This is a genomic window from Neobacillus sp. DY30 (assembly GCF_030123065.1).
Taxonomy (GTDB): domain Bacteria; phylum Bacillota; class Bacilli; order Bacillales; family Cytobacillaceae; genus Neobacillus.
This window is the reverse complement of sequence record NZ_CP126093.1, coordinates 5730482-5745407: the sequence shown is the minus strand read 5'-3', so window position 1 is coordinate 5745407 and position 14926 is coordinate 5730482. Positions and strand designations below refer to the sequence as shown.

Here is a 14926-nt window from a genome sequence, read left to right as displayed (position 1 = left end):
GTCATCTCCTCTATTATTGTTGGACATGAAAAGGAGTTTCAAATGGTGAATCGAGAAGCTCCTTCATTTCCTCATCGAGGTTTAGTAAGGATACAGACAGCCCAGTCATTTCCATCGATGTAGCATATTCGCCTACAAAGCTTTTGTAAACCTTAATGCCTCTTTCCGTTAGAAAGTTATGGACCTTTCTGTAGACAATATAAAGTTCTTCTAAAGGGGTAGCGCCAAGGCCGTTAACTAAAACAGAAACTTCCTTAACCTCTTGTTCGCCTTCAAAATCAGCTAATATAGAAGTGACCAATGTTTCTGCCACATTGTCAGCAGATTCCAGCTTTCCTCTTTTTATCCCGGGTTCACCGTGAATTCCCATTAAGGTAAAGGGTACTGGTCAACCGGTACCTTTTTTAGTGCCTTTCACCGCTCATGAACAGACAGTGCATGGATTGTTAAACTTGCGGGCGGCAAAATTCTTCCTAAAACTACAAAAGTTTTCTATACTAATAGTGAACATACAATCGTACGAAAGGGCAGCACCAACGAAAGTTGGTTACGCAAAACTATAGGGGCTAAGGTCTTTGGACTATGCCTGCCAGTTGCCGAATACTTAAAAACCTCCGTACGATTACTTTGGAGGAGAAGAATGAATCGAAAAAACATGAGGAAAAATGCACCTAGAAGCAAAGAGGGGTACTTGACTGCGAAAGAGCGTAAAAGTTGAATGGTACGAAAGCAAGAGAGTAGAAGCTAAGGTAAGGGAACTGGAATTAAATGTACTTAAATGAGAATGACGGATCCTTCGCAAAAGGATGTTTATGGGGGTTAATTCTATCCTTAATACCTTGGGGTATTATCATTTATATTGTATCTACATATTTTTAAAGACACCCATTATAGGTATCCCATGCCTATCACTAGATAGTAGAGTCAGACCTCCATGCTAGAGCAGCCCGATTAATCAATACATTAGTAGAAAATGGAATTGCAAGACGATATGAGGATTCACGGTCATGAAAAGTATTAGTGGCAAACACTGTTTCAGAAAAACTAGCAATAGCTGAGTGAAGATGGATTTCACTCAGCTACATATTTTCATTAGGGAAAAAATCTTAGTAAATGAACTACGTAATAATGAAGTAGGACCTCATCTAAAAAATGGAGTGTTAAGCCAGTGGGGTCAGACCCGCACTCACCAATCTGGAAAAAATGGATAAAAGTTAATTAAAGTTATTTAATTCAAATTGCGGTATTACAATTTGAAACTGAGTTCCTGAGGGTGTACTATCAATAATTTGGATTTCTCCCTTATGTTCGAGAATAATTTTTTTTACAAAAGGTAAACCAAGCCCCATTCCACCAGTTTTTGAAGAAATAAAAGGATCAAAAATACTTTCCCAATTTTGAGGAGGAATCCCTTTTCCGTTATCATACATATTAATTATGATATTACCGGCAACCAAATTAGCTTCTAGTTTTATCGTTCTAGACTTGAGGTCATCTGGGAATGCTTCTGTACTATTGATGATTAAGTTAATAAAAACTTGTTGAAGATAAGTTTTATTAACAAATGCCCTCAATGCTCTGTATTTTTTATCAAACTTCACTTCCACTCCCTTTTTCTTTACTATTTCATTTGATAACGAAATAGAGGATAAAATAATCGCATTCATATCCTCCATCTTAAGTTCCATTTTTGAGTATTTCATATAGTCTTGATAATTATTGGTCAAATCCTCTAATTGGTCGGTAGCATTTTGTACCATTGCTAATGAATTAATCGCATAATCATTACTAGAAAAATTTTGGTTTAGAAGAGCTACAAATCCTTTTATTACTTGTGTTGAATTTTTAATCTCATGGATTAGGCTAGCTGCCAAATTTCCAGTGTAGTCTAACTTTTTTTGCCTTTCCAGTAGGTTATTATAATCCATTATGATGAATGTATTGAGTTTTATAAATGATAACATAATGGCTACTGAAAAAATGATAACGCCGATACTGCTTACGATAACCCCGGAACTAGGAAGAAAATTCATAAAGCCTGTAAAGAATAATAAAAGTGAACAAATTGAAAAGGTCTTTAAAAAGTTTTTCATATACTGATTTAATATGTTTCGAGAAACAATATAGATAAAGAATAAAAATATGAAAAAACTACTCATATGAAGTACAAATATCCATGATAAATTTCCGTACTCCGGATAATAGAATTCAATAGAGGAATAGGAGGCTTGTCTAACTACCAATTTCTTTATGCCAAATGAAGTCCAATTCGTGATATAGACGACCGTACTCCAAATTAATAAAACGATTAACGTTTTTCTTGAAAAGATCACTCTTAAAAGCAAATTAAAAAAGTTATCTTTAAAGGTTGTCGTGTGTTTATTGATAATAATATATGTGATATAAAAAACGATTGGAATTGAAAAGATAGTGGAGATTCTTAGCAGACGGAAAATAAATAAGATTGTATTTTCACTTAAAACATCTTTAAAGTAAAGAATGCTAACATCTAATTGCCAGACACAAACAATCCCCATATAAATTAAAAGCCAAAAGGATAATTCAGAGCCTTTATATAGATTTCTTATTCCGACAGCTAGAACAATTGGTATAATTGCGATTGCACAAATTAATAATCCTATAATCATCCAGGTTCTCCTTGATGTAACTTTCTGCTTTAACAAAAATCACAATTTTTTATTACCATTTTACTCGATTTGTCCCGAAAAGAACAGGGACCCTGGGGAGGTTCAAACTGACCTGCATTGACGGCCATTCTGATACATCTGCTGATTTAGATTGAGTAGTGGATGGGTCGCTCTTCTTTTCCTTTATCAGGGAAGGAGGTGATACTCCTGGAAACTTTTCTTGAATTTCTACGAGAAGTTCTTAAAGGAATTGTGTGTGAAGTGAGTGCATATTTCTTTCGGAAAAACGTTTTAGAAAACAAGAAAACCACCCGCTGTCACAAGCCAAAGGGTGGTTCTCGAGAAAACTAACTTTTATTGACAACCACCACCCTGACGGTTGAGGTTGCAGGGAGAAGTGTTAGCAGCACTTCTCTTTTTTAGTATATGTCCATTATACATAAAATTATTCCAGTTGAGAAGGGACTCGAACTCGTTCTAATGCCCTGTCACTCCCTGATTTGAATGTGAATAATTACACTTAGACGGGTGCTAGAGTTTAAGAATTATTGGCTGCTTCGGTAGCGCACTACCATGAAAATTAACTTCTGTTAGAACCGAAAAATGGCAATACTTAAATAAACGCAGCTCATTCATCTTTTTAAAAGGGGAGAGCGTCTGATCTTTGGCGGTTATATACTTGTTTAATGGATTAGGAAGCTTCTGTTATTGTAACCGAATAGCCTAAGTTTTCTAGCCTACGAACCGAATGGCGTACAATAGATACCTGTCTTTGTTTATCAAAGTAGTCTTCGCCTAAGTCTACATACATTTCTTTTCTAATTAACAGGTAATATGCAATCCGCAATATTGCATGTGCAACTACTATTGCTGCTCTTTTGTTTCCTTTTCGTCCTGCTGTTCGTCGATATAGTGCACCTAGATAGTTTTTAGAACCTCTCACTGATTGAGCTGCTTCAGTTAATGCTGATCTTAAATACTTATTTCCTTTTTTCGATCTAGTTGATTTTCTTTTTCCAGCACTTTCGTTATGTCCAGGTACGAGAGCTGCCCACGAACAAAGATGTGCCGCAGTTGGAAATTGTTTTTTAACATCAGTACCGATTTCAGCTAGAATTTGTTCAGCCATTCTTCTGGCGATTCCAGGTATCGAATCTAGTCTTTCAATATCTTCTTCATAAGTGCTAACTCGTTCGGCTATTTCTTGATCTAGCATTTCAATTTGCTCAGTTAGAAAATCAATGTGGGTTAAAATCGTCTTGAGCATTAAGCGTTGATGTGGGTTTACATAGCCCTGAAGTGCTAATTCAAGTTGTTCTTTTTTCTTTTTCATTGTACGACGAGCGAAGTTTGCTAGTTTCTCAGGATCATCTTCGCCATCAGCGATAGCTCGAAGCATATCCTTTGAGGAAACCCCCATAATATCAGAAACGACAGAGCCTAGTTTGATGTTGGCTCCTTCTAAAACTTTTTGAATCCGATTATGTTGTCTTGCACGTTCTTCTATAATACTACGGCGATAACGAACAAGTTCTCGCAGCTCTCTTTGAGTTCGATTTGGAATGAAACTCGCTTTGAGTAGACCATGGCGAAGAAGTTGTGCAATCCATTCGGCATCTTTAACGTCGGTCTTACGACCTGGGAGTGCCTTCATGTGTTGGGCGTTTACAACTAGAAACTCAATCCCTTCAGATTCTAGTAAGTTGACTATAGGTTTCCAATAAACACTCGTGCTTTCCATTGCTACATGTGTACAACCATGTTCTTTAACCCAGTCGATTAACTTGAGTAGAAAAACTGTTTTAGTAGAAAACGTTTGAATCTCCTTTCCATCAGGTGTCATAATACACGCAGTGATATTATCTTTATGAACATCCATACCACATGCTCTTTCAATGATTACATCCATTGAAATTCTTCCTTTCTAGGCTTATAAATTGGAGGCTGGTGCAACAATCAGAATAAGGATTAATCTACCATGAGTGCTTCCCGTAAGGGAGCGACAGTTTGTGGTGCACCGTGGTCGTTGGAGTCAGACTAACGGATGGGCTCTATGGCACCATAGTACATCGACCTTCCTCTCCAGCCTTAGGACAAGTATGGACGGATTCAATACATTTTCATTCTTTGTGGTGAAGAGCTGTTTTTTAGTGATTCATGGATGGCTAACGGGGCAGGCTTATCTAAAAAGAGAGCATAAAAAAGGTGTTACCTTTCTGGTAGCACCAATTTGTATTATTTATAGTCAGTGTTTATCTATGAGAATTCAATCTAGTAAATTCTAAAAATAATAAATGAAAGTTAGGCAATATGGCACCTATACCCTATCCCATCTTGGTCCGATTGTAATAAATCATTTAAGGCTTGTGGGTTAATCATTTCACTAAAATCTGAGGGGGGGTTTAAGGAAACTCCTCTCCGATCAATTTGGGTTTTAAAATTGTGTGAAAACCAAAAACATTATGATTTTCATCTTACATATAATCATAAACAGAATCTACAAAATAGAGCCAGTGATAATACTCGATCTGGGAATCTGTCATATTGGCAATTTCTTTCTCATTGAATTTTTGTTTTTCTAATAATTGCCTGACTTTAAAATCCCTTTCAAATCTGCTCATCTTATTTCCTCCCTTTACATGAGTAGTAGCCAAGCAGCCACAACTTGTAAACGCATTCATTGTTATTGATTTTATTATATATATTGAAATTAGATTAAACCAATATTAATTTTAGATTGATTTTTTTAAATCAATCAATATTAAAGTAACATACCAAACCCACAAGTTATCCCGAACGAAAGACCTATTTGAAGTAGGATAAATAGAATTGGAATGTATACACTATTTTTATGTGAAAAAATATTTACCAAGTAAAAGTAGTACATAGCAAGTCTACTTGAACATAAAATGCAAATTCTTGTAAGAAGGGATGTTGTCATGAAAAATCCTGGGTATCCTGGCCCGCAAGGTTTATATCACCCTGAATATGAACATGAAGCTTGTGGAATTGGAATGGTCGCAAATATAGATGGAAAAAAGTCGCACGATATTGTTGAACATGCTATAACGATTTTATGTAATTTGGAACACAGGGGTGGACAATCAGCAGACACGAGTACCGGGGATGGAGCAGGGATTCTTACGCAAATTCCCCATTCATTTTTTGAGAAACAATGTGAAAAAGAAAACATTGAACTCCCTGAAGCGGGTAAATACGGGATTGGTATGATCTTTTTACCACAGGATCCAGAAGTCAGAAAAAAAATCCAAAAACAAATTGAAAACGTCATAATAGAGGAGGAACAGGTCTTTCTAGGTTGGAGGACTGTACCGGTTAATGATTCTTTTGTTGGTGACATGGCCAAAAAATCAAAACCGTTTATCCGTCAAATGTTTATTGCTTCTTCTCTTAATACACATTATCAAAATGATTTCGAAAGAAAATTATATATAATCCGTAAACGGTTAGAAAAAGAAGTGTGCCCAACTGACAAGGAACATCAAGAAGGGATGTATGTTTGCAGTTTATCCTCAAGAACGATTGTCTATAAAGGCATGTTAATTCCTGAACAGCTAGATTCCTTTTATGTTGACTTAAATCATCGTGATTTTAAGTCTGCACTAGCCCTTGTTCATTCGCGATTTAGTACAAACACATTTCCCAGCTGGGAAAGAGCTCATCCAAACCGCTTTACGATTCATAATGGTGAATTTAACACGATTAAAGGAAATGTTAAATGGATGCAGGCTAGAGAGGCTCTTTGTGAATCTGAACTATTTCGCCAGAAGGATTATCAAAAGTTATTTCCGGTCATCGACACGGATGGCAGTGATTCTTCCATGTTTGATAATTGTTTTGAATTTCTGCATCTTTCAGGACGTTCACTTGCGCATACAGCGATGATGATGATTCCCGAGCCATGGGTACATGATGAAACAATGGATGAAGCAAAGAGGGCATTCTATCAATTTCATAGCTGTTTAATGGAACCATGGGATGGGCCTGCAGCCGTTGTATTTACGGATGGGATACAAATCGGGGCAAGTCTTGATCGTAATGGACTCCGGCCTGCCCGATATTATGTAACAAAAGACGGGATGATTGTTTTGGGTTCTGAAGTAGGTGCATTGGATATTTTTGTTGAGGATATTGAATATAAAGGCAGACTACTCCCAGGGAAAATGCTCCTTGTTGATTTGGAAAAGGGCAAAATTATTCCGGATGAAGAAATTAAAATGCAAATCGCTTCAGAGTACCCGTATAAAGATTGGTTAGCAGAACATTTGGTTCATATTGATGCTCTGCCTGAAAAAGATAGCCATCAACAAGTTTTTAATACGGATGAAAGACTGACACAGCAACTTGCATTTAGGTATACAAACGAAGACCTCAATAAAATTTTGAAGCCGATGGTTACAGATAAGCATGATCCCATTGGATCAATGGGGTATGATTCTCCCCTGGCTGTTTTATCTAAAAGACCACAGTTGCTATATAACTATTTCAAACAGCTTTTTGCCCAGGTAACCAATCCGCCGATTGATGCCATTCGGGAGAAGATTATTACTTCCGTTTTAACAACAATTGGACCACAGAAAAACATAATTAAACCTGAGCCTGAAAGTTGTCAACAAATTCAGCTTCAGACACCGATTTTGACGAATAGTCAGTTAGAAAAACTTCACTATTCCAGCTTTAAAACGGAAACACTATCCATCCTGTTTCCTGTTGAAACAGCTACACCCGATTTTGAAAAAATTTTAAATAGCTTATTTTTAAAAGCTGACACCGCCATCGACAATGGTATTTCTTTACTGGTTTTATCTGATCGCGGAGTCGATGCCGAATATGCCGCGTTGCCAGCTCTGCTCGCAGTCTCGGGATTGCATCATCACCTAATTCGAAAAGGAACACGATCAAAGGTAAGCATCATTGTTGAATCGGCGGAACCAAGAGAGGTCCATCATTTGGCAGCATTACTTGGTTTCGGGGCGGAAGCGATCAATCCTTATTTAGCCTTTGAGTCTCTAAGGGGTTTGATTGAAATCGGTGATATACGCGAAACAGAAGTCGACAAGGCTATTAATACATACATTTTGACAGCAACCGATGGAATCGTTAAGGTGTTATCGAAAATGGGGATATCAACCATTCAAAGTTATATTGGGGCACAAATATTTGAGGCAATCGGGATTGATCAAGGCGTAATCGAGAAATATTTTACTAAAACGGCTTCACGAATTGAGGGTATTGGGTTGGGTATCATTGCCGAAGAGGTGATGATGAGGCATAAACGAGCATTTGATCCGACAAGAGGCGTGGAGAGGACATTGGATTCAGGTGATGATTTTCAGTGGCGCCATGACGGAGAAGATCACCAATACAACCCGCGGACCATTCATCTATTACAGCAAGCATGCCGAACGAATAATTATAAACTTTTCAAAGAGTATTCAGCATTATTGACAGATCCCAGCGACAATCTTCAATCGATTCGCGGCTTGCTATCTTTTAAAAAGCGAGAGTCGATACCGATTGACGAAGTGGAATCCATTGAAGAAATTTGTAAAAGGTTTAAAACAGGAGCGATGTCATACGGATCCATTAGTAAGGAAGCGCACGAATCACTTGCGATTGCCATGAACAAACTTGGGGCAAGAAGCAACTCGGGAGAAGGCGGAGAGGACCCGGCGAGATTTACACGTGATGCAAATGGGCAATCGAGGCGCAGTGCGATTAAACAAGTAGCATCAGGCCGATTCGGAGTGACCAGTCATTATCTTGTCAATGCGGATGAAATCCAAATTAAGGTTGCCCAAGGTGCCAAGCCGGGAGAAGGGGGACATCTTCCCGGAAAAAAAGTATATCCATGGATTGCTGAGGTAAGGGGCTCAACACCTGGCGTAGGATTGATTTCACCGCCGCCCCACCATGATATTTATTCCATTGAAGACTTGGCCGAATTAATTCATAACTTAAAAAATGCAAATCCATCCGCCAGAATTAGTGTCAAGCTTGTATCGGAAGCCGGTGTCGGAACCATTGCGGCAGGTGTTGCCAAAGGAAGAGCCGATGTTGTTCTGATTAGCGGATATGACGGCGGAACGGGGGCTGCGCCAAGGACAAGCTTAAAGCATGCAGGATTGCCGTGGGAACTGGGCTTAGCCGAAACACATCAAACATTGCTGTTAAATCGTCTTCGTGATCGAATCGTCGTGGAAACAGACGGGAAATTGATGACGGGCCGGGACGTTGTCATTGCTGCCTTACTTGGGGCAGAGGAATATGGATTTTCAACAGCACCGTTAGTTGTATTAGGATGTATCATCATGCGGGTATGCCACCTTGATACTTGTCCGGTAGGCGTTGCCACACAAAACCCCGAGTTACGGAAAAAATTTACGGGTGAACCGGAGCATGTAATCAACTTTATGAGATTCATCGCCATGGAAGTAAGAGAGCTTATGGCCGAACTCGGATTCCGTACGGTCAATGAAATGATTGGAAGGACGGATGTTTTAGAGACCAATCAAGCGATTAATCATTGGAAAGCAAAAGGGTTAAATCTCTCTGCTCTTCTCTATCAGCCTGAGGTTCCGAAAAATACCAGCCGTTTTGCCACGGTGGAACAGGTTCATGGACTTGATAAAACAATGGACAAACAAGAGTTAATCCCTTTATGTAAAGAAGCGCTTGAAAACCAGGAACCAATTCAGGCGACTTTGTCGATACGGAACATTAACCGAGTTACAGGGACCATGTTAGGGAGTGAAATAACCAAACGGTATGGTGCTAAGGGGCTGTCTGAAGATACCATTCACTTAACCTTTACAGGCTCTGCCGGGCAAAGCTTTGCTGCCTTTATTCCACCCGGATTAACGATGAGACTTGTTGGAGATGCCAACGATTTTATCGGTAAAGGGTTATCGGGGGGGAAAATTATTGTTCGCCCTTCTAGGAGGGCTACCTTTACCTGGGAAAATAATATTATTGTCGGAAACGTTGCCTTTTACGGGGCAACGGCAGGAGAAGCCTATATCAGCGGAATTGCCGGAGAGCGCTTTTGTGTGAGGAATAGTGGAGCAAATGTGGTCGTAGAAGGTGTGGGCGACCATGGTTGTGAATACATGACAGGTGGAACAGTGATTATACTGGGGGAAACAGGGAAGAACTTCGCAGCCGGTATGTCGGGTGGTGTTGCGTATGTATTGGATAGTTCAAACGATTTTCGAGTCAAATGTAATCAGGCTCAAGTTTATCTCGATCCCATTCAAGATGAGTCGGAACTCCAACTTGTCCGCCAAATGATTGAAAAGCATGTTCAATATACGCATAGTCCTCTTGGGGAGAGAGTGTTAAATAGCTGGGCAGACATATGCAAGAAATTTGTCCGTGTCATTCCGAAGGACTATTTGGAAATGAAAGAGCGAATAAATCGAATGCTAGAGGAAGGGTTAAGTGAACATCAAGCAGCACTCAGGGCATTTGAAGAAAGCCAAAAAGCAGTGAAAGCAATAAAAGAGGGAGGGTGAGCGATGGGAAAACCAACTGGTTTTATGGACTACGAACGCCAATCAAGGCCCGAACGTGACCCTAAGAAACGAACGGATGATTGGGATGTTTATACGGTACCTCTTGAAGAACATGAATTAAAAGAACAAGGTGCTCGTTGTATGGATTGCGGGATTCCAACTTGTCATACGGGTATTATGATAAACGGGATGACTTCAGGTTGTCCCGTCCATCACCTTATACCGGAGTGGAATGATTTGGTATACCAAGGCCAGTGGAAGGAAGCCCTGAAGCGAGAACATAAAATGAATAATTTTCCGGAATTTACCGGATTAGCTTGTCCGGCCCCATGTGAAGGAGCCTGTGTCCTTGGAATTAATGAGCTGCCGGTTGCCATCCGGACAATCGAGCTGGAAATTATCAATAGAGGCTTTAAGGAAGGTTGGGTGAAACCGGAGCCTCCAGAGACACGGACGGATAAAAAGGTCGCGGTTGTCGGTTCAGGTCCAGCCGGATTGGCTTGTGCAGACCAGCTTAATAAAGCGGGACACCATGTCACTGTTTTTGAGCGTCATGATCGAATTGGGGGCCTCTTAACGTATGGGATACCTGAAATGAAGCTTCCTTATTCTGTGGTGGAGAGACGGGTCAATATTCTTAAAGAAGAGGGGATTACCTTCGTAACCAATACAGACGTGGGCAAAGACTATCCCATTACTAAGTTACAATCGGAATTTGATGCAATCGTTCTATGCGGAGGTGCAACAAAACATCGTGATATACAAGTAGAAGGAAGAGAGCTAACAGGAATCCATTTTGCCATTGATTTTCTGCATGCCAATACAAAAAGTTTATTGGATTCCAACCTTGAGAACGGAGAGTATTTATCCGCAAAAGACAAAGATGTGGTGGTTATTGGCGGCGGGGATACAGGGGTAGATTGTTTGGCTACTTCTGTACGTCATAAATGCAAGAGCTTAACACAATTTGATATTTATCAGAAAAAAGGCGAAGTTCGAGAAGATGATAATCCATGGCCGCAATGGCCCGTTATCCATCGAGTGGAGTATGGCCAAAAAGAAGCCGCAGCCACGTTCGGTGAAGATCCTCGAGCCTATGCGGTGATGACGAAAAGGTTTGTGGGGGATGAAAATGGGCATGTCAAAGAGATTCATACCATTAACGTTGAAACGACAACCGATGAAAACGGACAAAGAATTCGAAAAGAAATTCCTGGTTCAGAAAAAATCTGGCCTGCTCAGTTAGTATTACTCGCGATTGGATTTAGTGGTCCAGAGCAGGATTTACTAAAAAAAATGAACGTCGAGACGGATAATCGTTCAAATGTAAAGGCTGAGTATGGAAAATATAAAACAAATATCGAAGGGGTTTTTGCAGCAGGTGATATGCGTCGTGGTCAAAGTCTTATCGTCTGGGCTATAAATGAAGGAAGAGGTGCTGCCAGGGAGTGTGATAGATATTTAATGGATGAAACAAATTTACCTTAGAATAGTCCATGTAAGGAAGAAATCGTTTTGAAGTAGAAGCAGGGAACCTGAAAATGGTTTCCTGTTTCTTCTATTCAAATGCTGTATTTGTGGGGCTAGATGAAACTGATACATATATCGATACAAAATGTGAAGAGATTGACGATACGTTCCCGCATAGTTATACGATACGTGGGCAAAAAGAAAAAGAATAACAACAACTAGAAAATAAAAAAGAATAACAAGCGAAAGCTGAGCTATGTTGTTGGGGTTCTGATAGATAAAAAGACCGGTTTTGTCATGCAATGTTACGGCTTTACATATTCATCAAGATTAATAATGCTGTCTTGTAATAAATAATTGTCAACAAAAGGGTATCAAAAAGCTCAACGAAGTGACGGAAGGGAAAATTGTCGAAAGCGGATGTTGAAATTGCAGGTACTCCCTATTGGAATAAATCCACCATTGCGGATTTGGAAACAGGAGAAGGCACGATTCAAAATGAAATTAAGGTAGGAGCAGTTAAATGGCAATGTAGCTTGGAAGGTTGATCCGACCTGTTTTTCTCTGAAAATAGTTGAATATAAATACACATTATTGTATATTTATAAATAATTATTAAAAGGAGATACAGAATGGAAATTTATCATGCAGTGACAAGTGATGTTAATGATATATATGATTTAATCGAAATTTATGCTGAAAAAGGAATCGTGTTGCCCCGTACATATTTATCACTCTATCAACATTTACAATGTTTGTATGTTATGAAACAGGAGAATAAAATACTAGGAGTTGCGGGATTACATGTTTTAGGACAGGATCTGGCAGAGATACGATCTTTGGTTGTTTCTCCCGATTATGCTGGAAAAGGTATTGGTCGCAGACTAGTTAATCGAATTATTAGTGATGCTCCGAAACTTGGAATTAGCCGTGTAATGTCTTTCACATACGAAACAGAGTTTTTCAAAAAATGTGGTTTTAAGATTGTAGAAAAGGAGACTTTGCCTGAAAAAGTTTGGGTGGATTGTATGAATTGTCCTAAGTTTAATTGCTGTGATGAAGTCGCTATGATTAAGTATGTTGGGTAAGGAGTCAGATAGGTTGCATACAGTGACATTAACTTGGCAGTTTACAAGAGAAATAGGAATGGCGCCATTATTTGTGCCATTTTCTTAGGAGAAAAGTCGTTTCGAAAAAGGTTAAGTTTCCCTTGTAAGAGACGGGGGTGTCAATCATCTTTTCCTATTAAGGGAGGAGGTGATAATCCTGGAACATTCTTGAAGTTCTACGAGAAATTCTGAAGGGAATTGTGCGGGAAGTATGCGCATTTTTTTTGGAAGAATGTTCTAGAGAAAAGGAAACCACTCTGCGCCGTCGTAAGCCAAAGCATGGTCATTAAAAAATTATGTAGTACCTTCTCCTGCTGGCATTGACTGTAGCCACACCATCGCTCGCCCATTCTTTTGATTAAAAAAAGACAGAGTCCACTAGTGGGACTCTGCCTCAACTTGCTATAGACGTTAAGCTGCTGTTTTCATTTCGAGTGTTTGTTGCTGCTGGTGGCTGCGTATTTGGTAAATATACCAGAAGGAAACTGCCAATGTAATGATGGATCCGATGATCATGGATAGCTGATAGCTTAGTTTTAATCCTTCAGGTGCGTAGAAAATATAAGTGCTGACAACTCCTGTCATAAACAATGCCGGAATACCACATATCCAATGGAATTTACCGTTACGTAAGCAGTAAACAGTCGCTGTCCATAATGTCACGGTTGCTACAAGCTGGTTGGACCACCCTACGTAACGCCATAAGAATGAATAGTCAATGGTTGTTAAATATAAGGTTGGAAGGGCAACAGGAATGGAATATAGTAATGCTTGTTTCCAGTTTGTTTGCTCCTTTGCACCAACCATCTCACTTAGAATCATTCGCGAGGAACGAAGTGCTGTATCTCCTGTTGTGATTGGCAAAATAATAACACCTAAGATCGCTAAAATTCCTCCCATTTTACCTAAAAGAGATGTAGAGATTTCGTTTACTGCACCTGCAGGTCCGCCAGCCGCTATTGCAGCTTGTAATCCTTCTGTACCATGAAAGAAAGTCATACCTGCAGCAGCCCAGATTAATGCGATAACCCCTTCACCAACCATAGCACCGTAAAATACTTTTCGTCCGTCACGTTCGTTTTTCAATGTCCTTGCTACAATTGGACTTTGTGTACAATGGAATCCAGAAATGGCTCCACACGATACGGTAACCATCATTAACGGCCATATAGGCAGTTCTTGCGGATGGAGATTTTTAAATGTAAGATTTGGTATTGGATTATCCAAAAATAAAAGAGAGACTGCAATGGCTACAGCCATAAAAATTAAGATTGCACCAAAGATAGGATAGATTTTTCCAATCACTTTATTTACGGGTAATACAGTAGCAATTAAAAAATAAGCAAAAATAATGGTGAGTGCTGTACCAAAAGACAATGGGGTGACTTGTGCAATGAGTTGTGCCGGCCCCGCTGTAAAGGCAGCTGCTACAAGAATCATTAACACAAGTGATACGACATTAATGATCACTTTCATGTTTTTACCTAAATAACGTCCGACAAGCGATGGGTATTGTTCACCATTATGACGAAGGGACATCATTCCGGAAAAATAATCATGAACCGCTCCCCCAAAAATACAGCCGACCACAATCCAAATGAACGCTACAGGACCATATAATGCACCCATTAAGGCACCAAAGATTGGTCCTAATCCAGCGATATTTAATAATTGAATCAGCCAGCCTTTCCACCACGGCATAGGAACATAATCAAGGCCGTCTTCTTTCATATAGGCAGGAGTTTTACTTGTCGGATTTATTTTAAAAGTCCGCTCAACCAACTTTCCGTAAAACATATAGCCTAAAAGTAACAGAGCGATTGCTGCTAAAAATGTTATCATGATAAAACCCTCCTGATGTCAGTTGTAATATTATTCTGAAATATGTTTATATACTAACAAAAAACGAAACAATCATCAATATATTATTCTGAAAATTTAGAGTATTAAAATAAAATTAGTTAAAGGGGAACGGATACCAGACACCATCCAGAGGTAGATAGCTTTGAAATGATAGATGGTCCTATCTTTAATCAAGATATTAAACCAAATATTGGTGGGGGAGGTAATATGTAGCCAGGTTTTCAATGGCAGGTCTTACAGAAGTTCCTCTCAACAAAATTAGAACACTTCATCCGACAAAAAATAAATTCGACATGATCGA

General features: G+C 39.3%; 10 protein-coding genes and 1 riboswitch. Of the genes, 5 read left to right on the top strand and 5 right to left on the bottom strand.

The window, feature by feature from the left end; translation table 11 throughout:
• Positions 1 to 13: 13 nt before the first annotated feature.
• The 4 genes from QNH29_RS28330 to QNH29_RS28315 all read right to left on the bottom strand — a co-directional run bounded on the left by QNH29_RS28330 (position 14) and on the right by QNH29_RS28315 (position 5269).
• A complete protein-coding gene (locus tag QNH29_RS28330; RefSeq protein WP_283862565.1) occupies positions 14 to 370 on the bottom strand; it encodes a dihydroxyacetone kinase subunit DhaK in 357 nt (118 codons plus the stop codon).
• 146 nt (positions 371 to 516) lie between these two features.
• Positions 517 to 601: riboswitch (cyclic di-GMP riboswitch) on the top strand.
• 613 nt (positions 602 to 1214) lie between these two features.
• Entirely contained in the window at positions 1215 to 2648 is a 1434-nt protein-coding gene (locus tag QNH29_RS28325; protein WP_283862564.1) for a sensor histidine kinase, read from the bottom strand.
• A 691-nt stretch (positions 2649 to 3339) separates the two neighbouring features.
• A complete protein-coding gene (locus QNH29_RS28320) occupies positions 3340 to 4557 on the bottom strand; it encodes an IS110 family RNA-guided transposase (protein WP_283862563.1) in 1218 nt (405 codons plus the stop codon).
• A 565-nt stretch (positions 4558 to 5122) separates the two neighbouring features.
• Positions 5123 to 5269 (bottom strand): BH0509 family protein, encoded by a 147-nt coding sequence (locus QNH29_RS28315; RefSeq protein ID WP_283862562.1) that lies wholly within the window; start codon positions 5267 to 5269, stop codon positions 5123 to 5125.
• Positions 5270 to 5587: 318 nt separating this feature from the next.
• Here QNH29_RS28315 and gltB point away from each other — a divergent pair, with 318 nt between their 5' ends.
• From gltB to QNH29_RS28290, 5 genes are all read left to right on the top strand, one after another.
• Positions 5588 to 10183 carry a glutamate synthase large subunit gene (gltB, locus tag QNH29_RS28310; RefSeq protein ID WP_283862561.1) on the top strand — a complete coding sequence of 1532 codons (4596 nt, stop codon included), beginning with the start codon at positions 5588 to 5590 and terminating at the stop codon, positions 10181 to 10183.
• A 3-nt stretch (positions 10184 to 10186) separates the two neighbouring features.
• Positions 10187 to 11671 carry a glutamate synthase subunit beta gene (locus QNH29_RS28305; protein ID WP_283862560.1) on the top strand — a complete coding sequence of 495 codons (1485 nt, stop codon included), beginning with the start codon at positions 10187 to 10189 and terminating at the stop codon, positions 11669 to 11671.
• 53 nt (positions 11672 to 11724) lie between these two features.
• Positions 11725 to 11865: a hypothetical protein gene (locus QNH29_RS28300; RefSeq protein WP_283862559.1), complete on the top strand. Its 141-nt coding sequence runs from the start codon at positions 11725 to 11727 to the stop codon at positions 11863 to 11865.
• Positions 11866 to 12060: 195 nt separating this feature from the next.
• A complete protein-coding gene (locus tag QNH29_RS28295) occupies positions 12061 to 12201 on the top strand; it encodes a hypothetical protein (protein ID WP_283862558.1) in 141 nt (46 codons plus the stop codon).
• Between the two features lie 84 nt (positions 12202 to 12285).
• On the top strand, positions 12286 to 12741 hold the full coding sequence (locus QNH29_RS28290; protein WP_283862557.1) for an N-acetyltransferase: 456 nt from the start codon (positions 12286 to 12288) through the stop codon (positions 12739 to 12741).
• A 432-nt stretch (positions 12742 to 13173) separates the two neighbouring features.
• Here QNH29_RS28290 and QNH29_RS28285 read toward each other — a convergent pair whose 3' ends face one another.
• On the bottom strand, positions 13174 to 14604 hold the full coding sequence (locus QNH29_RS28285) for a carbon starvation CstA family protein (RefSeq protein WP_283862556.1): 1431 nt from the start codon (positions 14602 to 14604) through the stop codon (positions 13174 to 13176).
• Between the last annotated feature and the right edge of the window lie 322 nt (positions 14605 to 14926).